The organism is Kroppenstedtia sanguinis, from assembly GCF_050433445.1.
GTDB lineage: Bacteria > Bacillota > Bacilli > Thermoactinomycetales > DSM-45169 > Kroppenstedtia > Kroppenstedtia sanguinis.
The window spans coordinates 87,516-104,659 of record NZ_JBNPXF010000005.1; the positions used below are offsets into that span (position 1 = coordinate 87,516).

At 53.1% G+C, this 17,144-nt stretch carries 17 protein-coding genes; 15 read left to right on the top strand and 2 right to left on the bottom strand.

The annotated features are described in order from the left end of the window. The first annotated feature begins 28 nt into the window (after positions 1–28). The 5 genes from JOD24_RS04685 (at position 29) to JOD24_RS04705 (ending at position 3,824) form a co-directional block, all read left to right on the top strand. Positions 29–739 carry a cytochrome c biogenesis CcdA family protein gene (locus JOD24_RS04685; protein WP_429246426.1) on the top strand — a complete coding sequence of 237 codons (711 nt, stop codon included), beginning with the start codon at positions 29–31 and terminating at the stop codon, positions 737–739. Between the two features lie 76 nt (positions 740–815). Continuing rightward, a complete protein-coding gene (gene resA, locus JOD24_RS04690; RefSeq protein ID WP_429246427.1) occupies positions 816–1,346 on the top strand; it encodes a thiol-disulfide oxidoreductase ResA in 531 nt (176 codons plus the stop codon). 81 nt (positions 1,347–1,427) lie between these two features. After that, positions 1,428–1,751 (top strand): rhodanese-like domain-containing protein, encoded by a 324-nt coding sequence (locus JOD24_RS04695; RefSeq protein WP_380164093.1) that lies wholly within the window; start codon positions 1,428–1,430, stop codon positions 1,749–1,751. After that, positions 1,727–2,689 carry a cysteine synthase A gene (cysK, locus tag JOD24_RS04700; protein ID WP_380164091.1) on the top strand — a complete coding sequence of 321 codons (963 nt, stop codon included), beginning with the start codon at positions 1,727–1,729 and terminating at the stop codon, positions 2,687–2,689. The genes JOD24_RS04695 and cysK overlap by 25 nt, the downstream gene beginning before the upstream one ends. 4 nt (positions 2,690–2,693) lie before the next feature. Next, positions 2,694–3,824 (top strand): class I SAM-dependent methyltransferase, encoded by a 1,131-nt coding sequence (locus tag JOD24_RS04705; RefSeq protein ID WP_380164089.1) that lies wholly within the window; start codon positions 2,694–2,696, stop codon positions 3,822–3,824. A gap of 62 nt (positions 3,825–3,886) precedes the next feature. On the opposite strand, the gene JOD24_RS04710 is transcribed toward JOD24_RS04705, so the two are convergent. Next, positions 3,887–4,114, bottom strand: coding sequence for a DUF2626 family protein (locus JOD24_RS04710; protein WP_380164087.1), 228 nt, complete (start codon positions 4,112–4,114; stop codon positions 3,887–3,889). A 712-nt stretch (positions 4,115–4,826) separates the two neighbouring features. Here JOD24_RS04710 and JOD24_RS04715 point away from each other — a divergent pair. After that, the gene (locus JOD24_RS04715; RefSeq protein WP_429246428.1) at positions 4,827–5,444 is read left to right on the top strand and encodes an RsfA family transcriptional regulator; all 618 of its coding nucleotides are present in this window, start codon (positions 4,827–4,829) and stop codon (positions 5,442–5,444) included. A 335-nt stretch (positions 5,445–5,779) separates the two neighbouring features. Here the strand turns inward: JOD24_RS04715 and JOD24_RS04720 are convergent, their stop codons facing one another. Continuing rightward, positions 5,780–6,253, bottom strand: coding sequence for an N-acetyltransferase (locus JOD24_RS04720; protein ID WP_380164083.1), 474 nt, complete (start codon positions 6,251–6,253; stop codon positions 5,780–5,782). A gap of 248 nt (positions 6,254–6,501) precedes the next feature. Between JOD24_RS04720 and JOD24_RS04725 the strand changes: the two genes are divergently transcribed. The 9 genes from JOD24_RS04725 (at position 6,502) to JOD24_RS04765 (ending at position 17,004) form a co-directional block, all read left to right on the top strand. After that, entirely contained in the window at positions 6,502–7,842 is a 1,341-nt protein-coding gene (locus tag JOD24_RS04725) for an acetyl-CoA carboxylase biotin carboxylase subunit (protein ID WP_380164243.1), read from the top strand. Positions 7,843–7,849: 7 nt separating this feature from the next. Next, positions 7,850–8,068: an acetyl-CoA carboxylase biotin carboxyl carrier protein subunit gene (locus JOD24_RS04730; RefSeq protein ID WP_380164081.1), complete on the top strand. Its 219-nt coding sequence runs from the start codon at positions 7,850–7,852 to the stop codon at positions 8,066–8,068. Positions 8,069–8,214: 146 nt separating this feature from the next. Continuing rightward, entirely contained in the window at positions 8,215–9,138 is a 924-nt protein-coding gene (locus JOD24_RS04735; RefSeq protein ID WP_380164241.1) for a hydroxymethylglutaryl-CoA lyase, read from the top strand. Next, positions 9,135–9,911, top strand: a complete 777-nt coding sequence (locus JOD24_RS04740; protein ID WP_380164079.1) for an enoyl-CoA hydratase — start codon at positions 9,135–9,137, stop codon at positions 9,909–9,911. Before JOD24_RS04735 ends, JOD24_RS04740 begins: the two co-directional genes overlap by 4 nt. Before the next feature lie 21 nt (positions 9,912–9,932). Beyond that, positions 9,933–11,468 carry an acyl-CoA carboxylase subunit beta gene (locus tag JOD24_RS04745; RefSeq protein WP_429246429.1) on the top strand — a complete coding sequence of 512 codons (1,536 nt, stop codon included), beginning with the start codon at positions 9,933–9,935 and terminating at the stop codon, positions 11,466–11,468. 80 nt (positions 11,469–11,548) lie between these two features. Beyond that, positions 11,549–12,475, top strand: a complete 927-nt coding sequence (locus JOD24_RS04750) for a ketopantoate reductase family protein (RefSeq protein WP_380164075.1) — start codon at positions 11,549–11,551, stop codon at positions 12,473–12,475. Further along, the gene (locus JOD24_RS04755; RefSeq protein ID WP_380164073.1) at positions 12,472–13,878 is read left to right on the top strand and encodes an MFS transporter; all 1,407 of its coding nucleotides are present in this window, start codon (positions 12,472–12,474) and stop codon (positions 13,876–13,878) included. Before JOD24_RS04750 ends, JOD24_RS04755 begins: the two co-directional genes overlap by 4 nt. A gap of 76 nt (positions 13,879–13,954) precedes the next feature. Continuing rightward, complete coding sequence (gene bshC, locus JOD24_RS04760) at positions 13,955–15,580, top strand: bacillithiol biosynthesis cysteine-adding enzyme BshC (RefSeq protein ID WP_380164071.1); 1,626 nt, start codon at positions 13,955–13,957, stop codon at positions 15,578–15,580. A gap of 170 nt (positions 15,581–15,750) precedes the next feature. Next, complete coding sequence (locus JOD24_RS04765; protein WP_380164069.1) at positions 15,751–17,004, top strand: adenosylhomocysteinase; 1,254 nt, start codon at positions 15,751–15,753, stop codon at positions 17,002–17,004. Positions 17,005–17,144: the final 140 nt, after the last annotated feature.

Genomic DNA, 17,144 nt, shown 5'->3' on the forward strand with positions numbered 1-17,144 from the left:
GTGTTGGGTTCCGAGAGGGGGGGTCCGAATGGCGGACGTGAGTATCTGGCTGGCTGTAGGGGCAGGATTTCTCTCTTTTATCTCCCCCTGTTGCCTGCCGCTGTATCCATCTTATATCTCCTATATCACCGGAGTTTCGGTCAGTCGTCTCAGAGATGAGAGTCAATCCAAGGAACTGCGACGGTTGACCATGCTCCATACCCTTTTCTTTATCTTGGGCTTTTCCATCATCTTTTACGCCCTCGGTTTCACTGCCAGTTGGGTGGGCAGACTCTTCAGCGAATACGGGGATCTGGTCCGGATGCTGAGTGGGGTATTGATCGCGGTGATGGGGCTGTTTTTGCTGGGAATTTTCAAACCGGAATTCATGATGAAGGAAAAGCGTTTTCAGTTCGGAAAAAGATGGGGATATTTGGGGTCCACGCTCATCGGGATCGGATTTGCTGCCGGGTGGACTCCGTGCAATGGTCCCATTTTGGGGGCTATTATGCTGATGAGTGCTTCTAACCCTTCAGCGGGATTTGCCTATATCACGGCTTACACCCTCGGCTTTGCCATTCCCTTTTTCATCATGGCCTTCTTTCTGGGGCGCACGCGTTGGATCCTGAAGTACTCCAACTCCATGATGAAAGTGGGAGGAGGGTTGATGGTTGCTTTCGGAATTCTGTTATACACCGATCAGATGACCCTGATCATTGCTTGGTTGACTGATTTGTTCGGAGGTTTTAGCGGATTCTGAGAATCTCTCTGCCTAAAATATGGCTAATCAACAGGCCTGAGACCAGGTAACGGACGGACAGAAGGTGATGTGGAAAATGAAGCGGAAAACACGGTATTGGGTCCGTCGGGCCCTGATGTTGATCATGGTGGGAGCGGTGGCCCTTGCCATTTATAAGACTCTAGATGACGGCGAGCAGCAGACGGTGGACGAGGGGATGGAAGCCCCGGATTTCCAACTGCAAACCTTGGATGGAAAGGAAATGAAATTGAGCGAGCTTCAGGGCCAGGCGGTTCTCCTCAACTTCTGGGCCACCTGGTGTGAACCTTGTCGGGACGAGATGCCGGCGATCCAAAAGGTCTATGAAAAGCATCGGGACAAGGGTCTGGAAGTGGTAGGGGTGAACATCGCCGAATCCCAGTTAACGGTGAAAGGTTTTGTCCGACAGCTGGATCTAACTTTTCCCATTGTCTTTGATAAAGAACGGAAAGTGGTAGATCAATACCGGATCGGGCCGATTCCCACCAGTCTGTTCATCGATTCAGATGGAAAAGTGGTGCGCATGGTGAAGGGCCAGATGGATGAAGCCCAGATTGAGAATTATGTACTGGAAGCCTTGTCCAGGTGAAGGACAGGGCTTCCTTAGTTTCTGACCAGTCAAAGTCGTGTTATCATATAGGTTAAGACTGAAAAAATAAGAGGTGAAAGTATGGGAAAGGGATATACTGACGTAGATGCAGAGGAGCTGAGCCGAGCCGGGGAAGCGGAACGGCTCCAATATATACCGGTGGATGTCCGCACAGAAGAAGAATACCAAGCAGGGCATTTCCCTGGAGCCCGACACATTCCCTATGATGAGATGGAAGAACGGGCCGGGGAGTTGGAGGAGTTCAAGGATCAAAAAATTCTCCTCATCTGCCGGAGTGGACGTCGGAGTGTAATCGCCGCCCATGTCCTCTCTGCAAAGGGATTCCAGCAACTGTTCAACCTGAAGGGAGGCATGCTGGAGTGGACGGGACCGACGGAAAAGTAAACTCCCATGGGGAGACTCTGGGCACTGCGGACCGGATCACCGATCTGATCGGAGGGACTCCGCTGGTTCGTCTCCGTCGCTTGATCGGTCCGGAAGATGCACAGGTATGGGTGAAGTTGGAATACTTCAATCCCGGCGGAAGTGTGAAAGATCGGACGGCTCTCCGTATGATTTGCCGGGCGGAGGAAGCCGGCTTCCTGAAGCCGGGAGCGACGATCATTGAGCCGACCAGCGGCAATACCGGGATCGGATTGGCGTTGGTGGGAGCGGTCAAGGGTTATCGGACGATTCTGGTGATGCCCGATACGATGAGTGGGGAACGGATCCAGATTCTGAAGGCATACGGAGCAGAAGTGGTGCTCACCCCCGGCGGGGAGCGAATGCCGGGGGCGATCCGCAAGGCAGAGGCTTTGGTGAAGGAGATTCCGAATTCCTTTATGCCTCTTCAATTTGAAAACAGCGCTAATCCTGAAGTGCACCGGATGACCACAGGGCTGGAAATCATCGAGCAGACGGGGGGACAGCTGGATGCTTTTGTGGCGACGGCGGGAACCGGTGGAACCATCACTGGAACCGGGGAAGTATTACGCAAGCATGATCCGGGGATCCATATCACGGTTGTTGAACCTGAGGGCTCACCGGTCTTGGCTGGCGGAGCGCCCGGTCCTCACCAAATCCCTGGTACCAGTCCGGGTTTTATTCCCCCGATCTTAAACCAGGATGTTTACGATGAAATCCTGCATGTCTCCGACGAAGATGCGGCGGAAACCACTCGCCGTCTCGCCCGGCTAGAGGGAATCCTAGTGGGCCCTTCCTCTGGTGCCTCGGTCTGGGCTGCTCTTCAGGTGGCTCGGCGTCTCGGCCAGGGAAAACGAGTGATTTGCATGGCGCCGGATACCGGGGAACGTTATTTGAGCACGGATCTGTTTTCCTCCTAAGGGGGTGGCGCAGCTGGATGATCCACTGTTGGCGGTGATTGTCGAGGAGATGGAAGACCATCCTGAAAAACGGATTTCTTTTCGTCGGTATATGGAACTGGCATTGTACCACCCCCGCTGGGGGTATTACCGCCGAGAGGGTTTGAAGGTCGGAAAGAGGGGCGATTTTTACACCAGTCCCCAGCTGGGAGAGGTGTTTGGCGAAACACTGGGTCGGGTCATCTCTGGAATGGTGCCTTCTTTTTCTCCCGGTTGCCCTTGGACTTTGGTGGAGGTAGGAGGCGGGGACGGCCGCTTGGCGGAGAGTATCCTCGCTTCTCTGATGGAAGAGAAAAGGCTGCCACAGAGTCTGTGGCTGGTGGAGACGAGTCCTTTGCACCAGAATCTGCAACGAGAACGGCTCCAAAATGCCCCGGTACCTGTCTACTGGGCGGAGGCGATGACGGAGATTCCAGAGGGAGCCCCCTGTATTCTTTATTCCAATGAGTTCCTGGATGCCTTGCCTGTGCATCGAGTGACACGAAAGGGAGGAGAGCTTCAGGAGATCTACGTGACCTGGGATGAACACCGTGAGGGATTCATGGAGTGCTCCCTGCCACTTCGTCATCCGCCTCTGTTAGCCTATTTTCGCAATCTGGATTGGAACCTTTCAGAAGGATGGACGGTGGAAGTACCCTTGGATGCTCTGGATTGGCTGGAAGCGGTGAGTGATTGGATGAAAACCGGTTATCTGATCACTATCGATTATGGGGGGACGACGGAAGAGTTATCCCAGCCCCAACGAAAAAACGGTACCCTCCGTTGTTATCGGAACCATCAACTTCATGAGAACTTCTATTTCCAGCCGGGAACCTCCGATATAACCTCCCATGTGAATTTTTCGGTAATGCAGGATTACGGGGAGAAATTGGGATTCCGCAAGTGCATGTACACTACTCAACCTCGGTTTTTGCAAGCGGCAGGCATCCTGGAGCGGTGGTTGGAGACCCCCCGGGATCCCTTCAGTCCGGAAGCCCGCCACAACCGGGCGATTCGGCAACTGGCTCTCCCCGGTGGAATGGGAGAATCGTTTCGGGTTTTGATCCAATCCAAGGGAGTGGCGGTTCCTCAAAGGGGTTTGCGGGGGGTCACCTGAAATAAAAAAAACGACTGCCTCTGCAAAATGCAGTCAGGCAGTCGTTTTTGTGAGTTGTGGGTTCAGCCGACCTGGAAGAAGGACCAATAGACGATCCCGGAGAAGGCGAGGATCATATAGCCTCCGAAAAGCAACATATAAGTACGTTCAGTGTACTTCATGTAGCCGAGAACGAAAAAGAGGATCGCCTGCAGGCCGAACAAAATTGCTAGACTAGTCATCTCTCCGGCCATGAACATCAATCCGATCAGCAGCAACCAAAATCCCAAAACACGAAACATGCGGTCCATTGCAGTCCACTCCTTGCCTGCCTTCTGTTTTCTCCCGATGGGTGACTCACGCCATCAGGCGGATCCCGACTCCTGTTGTTCGTATCATCACTTATTATAACCCTGTGCAAAATAGGGATCAAGTCATGGGTAGTTTGTGTCATGAAACCGTCAGGAATACATATCCGATCCGATGCGGGTAAAAATGGAAGCACATCGGCTTACTCAGCTAAGGAAGGATCAGACATGCCCCTTAGGGACAACATTCATTCTTGTGTTTCTTCCGTATTTTGGGTAGAAAACAAGGTCGGGATGGTGGGAGGGTGAAGAGCCTTTACACTCTTTGCAAGAGTCGTAGCCGGCCACCCTCCCCGCCCCCTCAAGCGGTATTTTACGATGGGGGGCAGTGGGAAGAGCGAAAGGGTCGTTTCGTTCTTATTATGTCGGTATTGACCATCTCCACTTCCTTGTGGGATGGCCGCGTGGGTGAACAAGATCTTCCCGCTCACAACCTGGCTAATTAACACGCTTGGTTTTGACTGATGAGACCCTCTGAGATGAAAGCCCGCAAGGGCTCTTTTTTTTGGAAGTGTTCAGCAGGTATAGGGAGAAGGGGTTTGGGTAATAAAAATTAGTAGTTACATATACTACGATTTATACCAAACGCATACAGATAGAACGACATCCCAGTATGCCGTTATCAGTGGATCAAGGATTGGAGGGTATTGGTCTGATGGCAGTCAAAAGGCAAGATGCATGGACACCAGACGACGACCTGATTTTGGCGGAGGTGACCTTGCGCCATATTCGGGAAGGTGGCACCCAACTGAACGCTTTTGAAGAAGTGGCGGAAAAGCTAGGACGCACTCCCGCCGCCTGTGGTTTCCGATGGAACAGCTTGGTGCGAAAAAAATATGAAGCGGCGATTCAAATCGCAAAATCCCAACGGCAGAAGAAGAAACAGGGGAATCCGGCCCGCAGTCGGAATCGGGTGAAGACGGAGGAACTGAACCTGGACCAGGATCAAACGGCTTCCTTGGACGCGATTATCCGTTTTTTACGCCAACATAAGGCGGAGGTTCTGGAAATGCGCAAGCGGCAGGGGGACCTGGAAAAGGAGATTGAGGAGCAAGATGACCGAATTCGCCGGCTGTCCGAGGAAAATGAAAGTATGAAAGGCCGACTCAATCATGTGCAGACGGACTACCGGGTGGTCAATGACGATTATAAAGCATTGATCCAGATCATGGACCGAGCACGGAAACTGGCTATCTTGGAAGAGGATGAAGAAGGAGGGCAAGCCCGGTTTCGCATGGAAGCTAATGGCAACCTAGAAAGAATGGACAAATAAAAAAAGAGAAACCCGTTCATGTTCTTCTTTGAAAACGGGTTTCTCTTTTTATTCCAGATCGGTTGTTCTAAAAGCATTGTGTCATACTTCGAGAGTCAGGCGTGTTGATTAGCCTTATTTTAGGTAGGAAATCAGGTCGGGATGGTGGGAGGGTGAAGAGCCTTTGCGTTTTTTGCAAGAGATCGTAGCCCTCACACCCTCCCCGTCCCCTCAAGCGATATTTTGTGATGGGGGGCAATGGGAAGAGGGAAAGGATCGTTGCGTTCCCATCATCCTCTTTATGGTTGATCAACAGCCCTGTTCTAGAGTGTGTCTGATCATGGTATGGAGAGATGCTAGTCTTGCAAGTCGACTCCCGCCGGCAACCAGACGAAAGGATTTTCTCCGCGATCACGCACCGGATTGTAGGTGACCGGCTGAAATCCCATCTTTCTCCAAAATTCATCTGACCGGCAACGGGCGTTCGTCTTGACTGGCAAGCCGAAACTCTTGGAGTGATTGACCAAAGCGGTTCCGTAATTTTGCTCTCGATATTGAGGTAGCACTTCCAACTTCCAGAGTTCGTAGTAATCTTGGGCCGGTTTGAAATACCGGTCATACTTGGCATCGATCCGGTAAAGGCTGATCCGGGCAACTAATTGATTTTCCTCATAAATACCGTAAAAAGGGGAGTTACTATCATTTTCGATGATGTTCGCCTGGAGGTCCTCCAGCATGGAGAGTTCCTGTACTCCGTATTCCCGGAACTTTTGGAACTCTTCTAGGGTTTTATAATTGATCTTCAGCCGTTCCACTCGATGTGTATTCATCGAACAGACTCTCCTTTCCATCTCTCCTTTATTTATTATACATGAGCCTGAAGAGTTTGCCCAATCGTTCCAAGAGGTGAAATTCAGACTTCTTCAGGCAGGATCGGGAGGTGTTTTTGCCGAATATCTTATACATGGATCTCATTCTGTTTAATAAGAGTGGAGAGATCCGTATTTGTGTGCAGACGTTGAAGAGAAACGCAAAGAATCAGGATCATCGAAGATCTTCAGTGAGGTGAAAGATGAACATCCAAAAACTGTTGATTGCCAACCGTGGCGAGATTGCCCGACGGATTCTGAAAACTTGTCGGCAGCGAGGGATTCAGACGGTTGCCATTCACTCCGAGGCGGATCGGGATTTGCCCTTTGTCCGGGAAGCAGATGAAGCTGTAAACATCGGACCGCCTCCGGTGGCCCAGAGCTACCTGCAAATGGACGCCATTTTGGATGCCGCCGAGGATACCGGTGCAGATGCCATCCATCCGGGATACGGTATTCTCTCTGAAAATGCGGAATTTGCGAGGCGAGTGCAGGAAGCCGGCTTGATTTTCGTCGGTCCCTCTCCGGGAGTGATCGCCCGGATGGGAGACAAAGTGACAGCACGCCGTCAGATGGAAGAAGCGGGGATTCCTGTGGTGCCGGGATCTGCTGGAATCCGTGATCTGGCAGAAGCGTCCCGGGAGGCGACCCGGATCGGCTACCCGGTGATGCTGAAAGCCAGTGCTGGCGGTGGGGGGATCGGAATGGAAAGGCTCTTCTCCGAGGCGGATTTGGAAAAAGCCTTTATCTCCGCGCAAGGGCGCGCTCAGGCCTACTTTGGGGATGGGACCTTGTTCATGGAGCGCTTTATTGAATCGCCGCGACACGTGGAGGTACAGGTTTTTGCTGATGCAAATGGAAATACATGGCATCTCTTTGAGCGAGAATGTTCTGTCCAGCGCAGAAACCAAAAAGTGATGGAAGAGAGTCCTTCTCCATCCATCCGGCCTGAAACAAGGGAGGCTCTTTGCCGGTCGGCTGTCCAGGCGGCAAAAGCGGTGGGATATACAGGAGCGGGGACGGTGGAATTTCTGATAGATCCAGAGGAGAACTTTTTCTTTCTGGAGATGAACACCCGCCTCCAGGTGGAACATCCCGTCACTGAAATGGTGACTGGGTTGGATCTGGTCGCTCTGCAACTGGATGTGGCGGAAGGGAAGCCCCTTCCCTTTGGACAGGAGAGGATCGAGTCCAAGGGCCATGCCTTGGAATACCGCATCTATGCGGAAGACCCTGACCGTTATTATCCCTCGCCGGGGACTCTGAAAGACTTCATCCCTCCAAAAGGGGAGGGGATTCGCGTCGATGCTGGCGTGGAAACCGGATCGGTGGTCACCCCATTTTATGATCCACTGATCGCCAAGTGCATCGTATGGGGAAAGGACCGGGAGGAAGCTTTGGCCCGAAGTATGAAAGCGCTCTCTTCCTTTAGGATCGAGGGAATCCAATGCAATCTCCCTCTGCTGCTCCGGGTTCTGGAGCAACCAGATTTTCGCCGGGGGAAATATGATACGGCACTGTTGACCAAACTTCAATCCAACCAGAGGTGAACCCAAGATGAAAACTGTGCAGGCAACGATGGCTGGAACGGTGTTACAGGTGCTGGTGGCCAAAGGAGATCAGGTGCAAGCGGGACAAGATGTGGTGCTGCTGGAGTCGATGAAGATGGAAGTACCCGTGCAAGCGGAGGAAAGTGGGACCGTGACATCTGTCAAGGCGGAAGTTGGCGGATTTGTCAGTGAAGGAGAGTCCCTGCTCGAACTGGAAGGGGAATAGAAGTGTTGTGAAAAAAAGTTCATAGGGAGGATTGGGTTTCACATGGAGTGAGTTTGCATCGATAGGAACAACGAAAACGTCATGTGAAACCCCACCTGACCCTCTGCAAAGGCAGGGTAGCACAACGCTTATAGAGGAGAGGAGGTCTGTCGGTGAGGGAAGTGACGCTCGTGGAAGTGGGATTGCGGGATGGACTGCAAAATGAATCCTGCATCCTGTCCACTGCCGACAAGAAGCAGCTGACTGAAGGATTGATCGCCGCCGGGGTCAAGGAACTGGAGATCACCTCTTTTGTCCACCCCCGATGGATTCCTCAGCTATCTGACGCAGCTGAACTGGCTTGCTCTCTGCCGGATCGGTCGGATGTACGGTACCGGGCCTTGGTTCCCAATCGAAAAGGATTGGAAAGGGCGCTGGAGACCCCAGTAGATGAGTTTGCTGTCTTTCTTTCCGCCAGTGAAACTCACAACCGAAAGAATATCAACAAAGGGATCCGAGAGACGTATCCGGTATTGGAGGAAGTAGTGCAGGTCGCCTTGGCTCAGGGGAAGCGGGTGCGCGGGTATGTCTCCACGGTGTTCGGTTGTCCCTATGAAGGTGAAGTGCCTGTGGCCAATACCGTAGAAATCTGTGAAGCGTTGCTGAAAATGGGGGTATATGAAATCTCCCTCGGGGATACGATCGGAGTGGCCACCCCCCGTCAAGTGAAGGAAAAATTGAAAGCCCTTACAAAGGTGATCCCTGTGGATCGATTGGCGGGGCATTTTCATGATACCTCCGGCACCGCCTTGGCCAATGCTTATGTCAGTTTGGAGATAGGGATGACCACTCTAGACAGTTCCTTCGGCGGGTTGGGAGGGTGTCCCTATGCTCCAGGTGCCGCCGGTAATGTGGCTACTGAGGATCTGGTCTATCTATTGGAAGGAGAGGGGATCGCGACGGGGATCGATCTGGATGCCCTGTGCGAGGTGGGATGGTTGGCGGAAAAACTGCTTGGACAACGGTTGCCATCCAAAATGTTGCGAAGGATGGCGGCCCATGTTCAGGCGAAGGAGGAGAGCCGGGAGTGAGTCTGGTGGAATGGGAGCGGAAAGAGGGCATCTCCATCTTGACGCTGAATCGACCGGAAGTGTCCAACGCACTCAATATGTCCGCTTTGCAACAATTGCGTGAAATTGCAGAGGAGTTGAGACATTCTCAAGCTACTCGGGTAGTGGTGGTGACTGGAGCTGGGGAAAAAGCTTTTTGTGCCGGAGCGGATCTGAAAGAACGGCGGGGTTTCACAGAGGATCAGGTTCGCCGCTATATTCACATGATCCGAGAAACCTTCGATGCTGTGGCCTCTCTTCCTCGACCGGTGATCGCCGCAGTCAATGGTGTTGCCTTCGGTGGAGGGATGGAACTGGCTTTGGCTTGTGATCTTCGGATCGCCGATGAACATGCGGTCTTGGGACTGACGGAGACCTCTCTGGGGATTATTCCGGGAGCGGGTGGGACGCAGCGATTAGCCCGTTTGATCGGGACGGCTCGGGCCAAGGAGTTGATCTTCACTGCCAAACGGATCACAGCCCAGGAAGGGGAAGCGCTGGGTCTGCTCAATCAGGTGGTGAGGGGGGGAACGGTGATGGAAGCTGCCCTGGAAATGGCGGCTCAAATCAATGAAAATGCGCCCTTGGCCTTGGCTCAGGCCAAATATGCCATCAATCATGGCTCGGAAACAGATCTGGCGACGGGTCTGGTCATGGAAACCCAGGCATATGAAAGATTGATCCCCACCAAGGACCGTCTGGAAGGGTTGCAAGCTTTTAAGGAGAAAAGAAAGCCCATCTATTTGGGCGAGTGACGATCATGGGAGGGAGAAACCATGCGGGAAGAAATGGTGAACCAACTCAAGGAACGGGTGGAACGGATCCGCCAGGGAGGAGCCCCCAGATATCATGAAAAACTGAAGGAACAGAACAAGCTGTTTGTCCGAAAGCGCCTGGAACTTCTGTTTGATGACGGCTTTCAATTGGAGGACGGACTGTTTGCCAACGGACTGGAGGCAGGCTTGCCCGCGGACGGGGTGGTAACCGTCATCGGTAAGGTCAACGGGCAGACGGTCTGTGTCATGGCCAATGACTCCACAGTCAAAGCGGGTTCCTGGGGGGCACGGACCGTGGAGAAAATCATCCGCATCCAGGAGACGGCGGAGAAGATGCGGGTACCCTTGATCTACCTCGTCGATTCCGCTGGAGCCCGGATCACGGATCAGATCGAGATGTTTCCCGGAAGGCGGGGAGCCGGACGCATCTTTTATAACCAGGTGAAGCTTTCTGGTGTCATCCCCCAGGTCTGCGTTTTGTTTGGGCCTTCTGCGGCAGGTGGAGCCTATATCCCCGCTTTTTGTGATCTGGTGATCATGGTGGAAAACAACGCCAGTATGTATCTGGGGTCCCCGCGGATGGCGGAGATGGTGATCGGAGAGAAAGTTTCTCTGGAGGAGATGGGTGGCGCCCGCATGCACTGTACGGTCAGCGGTTGTGGGGATGTTCTGGCAGCGAATGAAGAGGAAGCGATCGCTTCCGCCCGTCATTATCTCCGCTTTTTTCCGGCCCATCACAGAGAAAAACCAGTCCAAATCGAAGGGAAAGCGCCGGCTCCCGACACGAAAAAGGTTTCTGAAATCGTTCCCGATCACCAGAACGCTCCCTTCGATATGTCGGAGTTGATCCGGTCACTGGTGGATGAAGACTCTTTCTTCGAGGTCAAGCCGCTGTTTGCCAAAGAATTGATTACCGGTCTGGCCCGGTTGGAGGGTCGACCGGTCGGGATCATTGCCAACCAATCCAAAGTGAAGGGCGGAGTTTTGTTCGTCGACTCTGCTGACAAGGCAGCCCGCTTTATTACCCTATGCGATGCCTTCAATATTCCGCTTTTGTTCCTGGCGGATGTTCCTGGTTTTATGATCGGCACCCAGACGGAAAGGGCGGGTCTGATCCGACATGGGGCCAAGATGATCGCCGCGATGTCGGAGGCGACCGTACCCAAACTGTCTGTGATTGTCCGCAAGGCATACGGTGCTGGCCTTTATGCGATGGCGGGTCCCGCTTTTGAACCGGACTGCTGTCTAGCTTTGCCGACAGCTCAAATTGCCGTGATGGGACCGGAAGCTGCGGTTAATGCGGTCTACAGCAACAAGATCACCCAACTGGAAGGAGCGGAAAAGGTCAAGTTTGTCCAAGAGAAGCGAGCAGAATACCAACAGGATATCGACCTTTACCGGCTGGCCTCCGAATTGATCATCGATGGAATTGTGGCACCGGATGACCTTCGGCGGGAGCTGAGTGGGCGATTGAGAGCCTATGCGGACAAAGCGATGACCTTCAGTCGCCGCAAACACCCTGTTTATCCGGTGTGACCCTTGGTAGCTGATCTTCGATTCCTCTCACATCAGGTGGGAGGAATCTGTTATTATATGGGGGATAGGAGGGGTGTGGGATGCAGGTGGCGGTTTGGGGCGGGGGTTCTCTGGGGCTCTTGTGGGCAGATCGGTTGGCTGCAGAGTTTCCGGAGACGATCCTCATCACGAGAACCCGGGCCCAGCGAGATGAAATCCAGGCCCAGGGAATTCGAGTCACAGGAGTCGACGGAAGGTGTCATCGCAGGCAAATCCAGGTCGAATGGGTGGCAAGTGAGAGAATCCCCCGGCTGGATGCTGTATTTATCACCGTGAAACAAAGGATCCTCTCGGGGATCGCTCCCCGGTTGGCTGAAATTTGTTCACCTGCGGCTTCTCTTTTTTTATGGCAGAATGGTCTGGGTGGGGAAAAATTTTTCCTCCCCTACTTTTCGTCGGAACAAATTTACCGTGCTGTCACTACGGAGGGAGCGTTGCGGAAGGGATGGGCCCATGTTTATCATACAGGGAGTGGGGAAAGCTGGGTCGGCCCTGCCTGCGGGGAAAATTTTTCGCCGAGGGTGGAGAGACTGATACAGGAACTTTCCTCAAAGTCCGTTCCGATCCACTTTGCTACCGATCTGCGTCAGCGGGTGTGGGAGAAGTTAGCTGTCAACTGTGTGATCAATCCGCTGACCGCTATATGGAACCTTCCCAATGGTGCGCTACCGGAGCAGGACGATTTTTATCCCTGGATGGAGAAGATTCTGCATGAGGTGGTCCAGGTGGCGCAAAAGGAAGGAATTTACCTTTCCCAGGAGGAACTGCAGAAAAAAGTTTTGAGCGTTTGCCTGCATACGGCAACCAACCGCTCCTCCATGCTCCAGGATCTGGACCGAGGGGAGCTGACTGAAGTGGATTTTATCAATGGTGCTGTAGTGGAACAGGGGGGAAAGGGAGGTATTCCCGCCCCGTACAATGAGCGATTGACCCGCCTCGTCCATCAGGCCGAAGGCGGAGCGGATTGAGGATTCCGGTTGTGGAGGCGATTACGGTGCCCTTCGGAAAAAAGTACTCCCTGGACTCTTATGTGATTGCGATTTTCCTGAGTGCGCTGGATTTCGGTATGATCGCCCCGTCATTGACTGTGATCGCCACAGACCTCGGCTTTCCGGTTCACTGGGTGATCTGGGTGATCGCTCTTCACCTAGCGGTATTCGTCCTCGCTCTTCCCTTGATGGAGAGGTGGGGAGCACGAATCGGCCCGAGTCGATGTTTTGTCATCTCTCTTACATTCTTTTCCTTGGGCTCTCTCGTGGCGGGGTCGGGTAACCAGTGGCTGACCCTGTTCAGCGGACGAGTGATTCAAGCGGTAGGAGCGGGAGGGATTGTTCCGCTGTTGTCTGCGGAACTCCGCCGCCTCACCCGACTGAATAGCCGTTTCTGGGGAATTGCGATTCACTTGGGTCTGGGAGGATTGCTCATCCTGGTCCCTCTTTTTTCTTCCTGGGTGGCGTGGCAATCCAGTTGGCGTTGGTTGTTTTGGATTAACCTTCCTGCCACCGTGGGGATCTACTTCTTGAGTTTCCGGTTTTCCTCTGGGGGAGGTTCCCGCGTTTCCTCTCAGCAAACGGCGGGTCTCTTTTATTTCGCAGGCATTCTTCTCTCATCGATGATCGCCATCTCCCGTCTCAACCCGTCCCATGGGTGGGCCATGTTGGCGGATCCAGATTTTCTGCCCTTTGCGATTCTTTCCGTCGGGTTGACGGTTCCATTGCTGATGGTGGAGCGCCAATCGGAACACCCCTTCTTCCATCCTCGGATATTCACGGATCTCCGGCTGATCGGAATACATGGAGTGGTGGCGTTGGCGGGCTGCACCTGGGTGGCGGTGGTATTGGTGCCCGGCTGGATGGTGGAGATCTTTGGTCAGCCCCAGGGGACCGGAGGTTTGTTTTTTTCTATCGTTGCAGGTGCGGCATGGTTGAGCCTTCCACTGGCCCGCTGGATCACCACCCACTGGGGATATCAGGGGGCATTGGCGATTGGCTTTTTTGTCCTTGCTTCCGCTTACTTTACTCTAGCGTTGGTGGAGGATCCCTTGATATCTATCGTCGCTTTGGTATTGCTGGGAGGAGGACTCAGTTTGACCCTGATGGCTCCGGTTCACGAACTGCTGTTTGAAATCCTTCCTCTTCGAGAGATCAAAAATGGATTGATGGTGATCGCCATGTTCCGGACGGCAGGGGGTACCTTGGGATTGCTCCTGATCGGTCTGACTCTCTTTGATCCTTTGAATCCGGCCCAAGGCGGGTTAGCAGCGACGGGATTTCAAGTAGGCTTACTAACAGCGGCGGGGGCGGCGGTTCTAGGCTTTGTGATCTCCCTTTTGCTTCCTCTTTCCGATGGAGGCGGTTCCCGAGAGGATTGATTTTCAGCGAAGCTACTCCGTGCTATACTGGGGAAGATTCAGCGGGAAAGTGGTGTCTAATGGAGGAAAATACAAAATGAGAGTAGAGGATGTCTATCTGGAGCCGGATCACTCGCTTGTAAAAGATTATCTGCATCACTTTCATCATCTGGAACCTTTTTATGATTACAACCCCGGAGAAGATTCCGCCTTTGTGATGCGGGCGGAAAGGTTGAAGCGTCGGGAGACTCCTGTATCCCGGGAGGCTCTGGCTTCGGTGCTGGAGCAGTATCACATGGGGCTGGAACATCCGGCAGTACAGTCCAATCTGGATCGTCTGCGCCAACCTGACAGCGTCGTGGTAGTGGGTGGACAGCAAGCCGGAATTCTGACTGGTCCCCTTTACACCATATATAAAGCGATCACCCTGATCCAATTGGCCCAGCGGGAGGAGAAACGTTTGCAGCGCCCGGTCATCCCGGTCTTTTGGATCGCCGGTGAAGATCATGATCTGGAGGAGGTCAACCATCTCCATCTCTTTTCGCAGGGAAACACCGAAAAGATCATTCTGCCTGTGGAGGCAGGTGAGAAAGTGCCCGTGTCGGAGGTCGTTCCCGGAAAAGAGTTGCTTGAAGCATGGCTCCGGGAGCTGGGAGATCAGCTCCCGGATACTCCATACAAATCGCAGTTATTGGAGGTCTTAAGGGAGATCTCCCGGGATGAAGTTAGCCTCTCCCGTCATTTTGCCCGGTTGATGCATCATCTGTTCAGCCATTACGGTCTGTTGATGATCGATTCTGCTTTCCCACCTCTCCGCCATTTGGAACTCCCTTTTTTCCGGTGGCTGATTCAACATAATGAAACCTTGGGTCAGGCAGTGCTGAAGCAGGCCACCCGATTACAGGCAGCAGGTTATCCAGTTTCAGTCGATCTAGAAGCGGATAAGGCCCATCTTTTTCTGCAGGTGGAAGGGCAGCGACAAGCCCTTTATCGGAATGCAGAGGGAATCTTTTATACCAAGGACGGGGAAAATCGGTTTAGTCGAGAGCAATTATTGAAGGAACTGGAGGCGAATCCCGTCCGGTTCAGCAATAATGTGTTGACTCGGCCTCTGATGCAGGAAGTTCTCTTTCCCACCCTCGCTTTTGTAGCCGGACCAGGAGAGATCAGTTACTGGGGATTGCTCCGATCCGCTTTCCAACAAGCCGGGCTGGAGATGCCGATTCTGTTCCCGCGGATCGGGATCACCTTGGTCAGCCGTAAGGCAGAGAAAGAGATGAGGCGGTTTCGACTCACTGTGGATGATGTGTTGCATCGTCTGCAGGAAAAAAAGCAGCGATGGTTGCAAACGCAGGTGGATCTGGATGTGGAGACGACCTTCTCTCAGGTGCAAACTCGCATCGATGGGATCTACCAGCCTTTGCTCCGAGAGATTTCCTCCATTCGACCTGATTTGGAAAGTCTGGGTGAGACCAACCGAGGGAAAGTACTGGAGCAGGTGGAATATCTGAAGAAGGAAACATGGAAGGCACTGGAGAAAAGGGGGGAGACGGATCTGCGCCGGTTTAGTGAGCTGGAGGCGGAATTGCGACCCTGCGGCCACTTGCAAGAGCGAGTGCACAATTGGATCCCCTGGTGGAATCTCCTCGGGGAAGGTGCATTGGAGGAGCTGGTCCGCTCCCCACTGCTTTCGATTCAGACTCACCGGGTAGTTTACCTTTAAGATGATCCTGGAAATTCATGATGCAGGCGGGTTCATGGGTATGCGTTGTATCCTGTCGGAGGGAAACAAGATCTATCTGAATAGGGACACTGAAAGTGTGACGAACGCAAAGTTCAGGACTTGAACAGGATTTTGACATCCGCCCGTCCAAAGAATAAAGGAGGATTTATATGAGTTTGATGAGTATCATACGGGACAGAAGTCTGGCCCCTCAAGGGCGTTTGAAGATGGATTGGGCTCGTCAACATATGCCGGTGCTCAATCGGATCCGCAGGGAGTTTCTCGAGGAACAGCCCCTGGAGGGACAACGAGTGGCCATCGCTCTGCACTTGGAGGCCAAAACGGCCTGCCTGGCTGAACTGCTGAAGGATGCGGGAGCCGAGGTGACGATCACCGGGAGCAACCCGCTGTCCACCAAGGACGATGTGGCCGCAGCCTTGGCGGAATCTGGAGTGACTGTATTTGCCAAGTATAATCCGAGCCCGGAAGAATATAAAGAGCACCTGATGCTCACCTTGGAAACTCGTCCCGATCTGATCATCGATGATGGTGGGGACTTGGTCAGCGTCCTCCATGCGGAGCGGCCCGATCTGTTGGAACAGGTGAAGGGAGGCTGTGAGGAGACGACGACGGGAATTTTGCGGTTGCGTGCCCTGGAAAAGTCAGGAGAGCTGAAGTTTCCGATGTTGGCAGTAAACGATGCCTACTCCAAATTCCTCTTTGACAACCGCTACGGAACCGGTCAATCGGTTTGGGACGGAATCAATCGAGCCACCAATCTGGTCGTGGCCGGCAAAACCGTGGTGGTGGTCGGCTATGGCTGGTGCGGCCGGGGTGTGGCCATGCGGGCACAGGGATTGGGTGCGCGAGTGGTGGTAGTCGAAGTGGATCCGATCAAGGCGACGGAAGCACACATGGACGGTTACACTCTCCTGCCCATGGCGGAAGCGGCCAAAGTGGGCGAGATCTTCGTCACGGTGACCGGGAATAAAAAAGTGATCACCGAAGAGCACTTCTCCCAGATGAGAGACGGAGCCATCCTAGCCAATGCCGGTCACTTCGATGTGGAGATCGACAAACCGTCTTTGGAAGGACTGGCTGTGAGCAAAAGGATCGTGCGTAAGGATATCACGGAGTACCAGTTGGCCGATGGGCGTCGGATTCATCTTCTCTGCGAGGGCCGCCTAGTCAATCTGGTAGCCGGGGATGGCCATCCGGCGGAGATTATGGACATGACCTTTGCTCTGCAAACCCTCTCGCTGATCTATGTTCTAGAAAACTATGAAAAAATAGGTCCCCATGTCATGGATGTTCCTTATCACATTGATGAACAGGTGGCCATCTACAAGCTGGAATCCCTTGGTGTAGCGATTGACGATATGACAGATGAACAGAAAGAGTATCTCAACAGTTGGCTGGTGTAAGCTTTATTCCACCAAAAGAATAAAATGTAAAAATCCTGCACTCGGTGCAGGATTTTTTTGTTTGGCTGTGGTATAATTTACATTGTGGTGGAAAGTGGTAGGAAGTGGGGAATAAGGGGGAGTGAAGGGGGGTAGGTGGT

Coding starts and splice junctions, on each gene's coding strand:
- JOD24_RS04710 (WP_380164087.1), bottom strand. CDS start 4,114: ATGGACCGCATGTTTCGTGTTTTGGGATTTTGGTTGCTGCTGATCGGA.
- bshC (WP_380164071.1), top strand. CDS start 13,955: ATGAGAGTAGAGGATGTCTATCTGGAGCCGGATCACTCGCTTGTAAAA.
- JOD24_RS04765 (WP_380164069.1), top strand. CDS start 15,751: ATGAGTTTGATGAGTATCATACGGGACAGAAGTCTGGCCCCTCAAGGG.
- JOD24_RS04715 (WP_429246428.1), top strand. CDS start 4,827: ATGGCAGTCAAAAGGCAAGATGCATGGACACCAGACGACGACCTGATT.
- JOD24_RS04745 (WP_429246429.1), top strand. CDS start 9,933: ATGCGGGAAGAAATGGTGAACCAACTCAAGGAACGGGTGGAACGGATC.
- JOD24_RS04750 (WP_380164075.1), top strand. CDS start 11,549: ATGCAGGTGGCGGTTTGGGGCGGGGGTTCTCTGGGGCTCTTGTGGGCA.
- JOD24_RS04730 (WP_380164081.1), top strand. CDS start 7,850: ATGAAAACTGTGCAGGCAACGATGGCTGGAACGGTGTTACAGGTGCTG.
- JOD24_RS04720 (WP_380164083.1), bottom strand. CDS start 6,253: ATGAATACACATCGAGTGGAACGGCTGAAGATCAATTATAAAACCCTA.
- resA (WP_429246427.1), top strand. CDS start 816: ATGAAGCGGAAAACACGGTATTGGGTCCGTCGGGCCCTGATGTTGATC.
- JOD24_RS04695 (WP_380164093.1), top strand. CDS start 1,428: ATGGGAAAGGGATATACTGACGTAGATGCAGAGGAGCTGAGCCGAGCC.
- JOD24_RS04685 (WP_429246426.1), top strand. CDS start 29: ATGGCGGACGTGAGTATCTGGCTGGCTGTAGGGGCAGGATTTCTCTCT.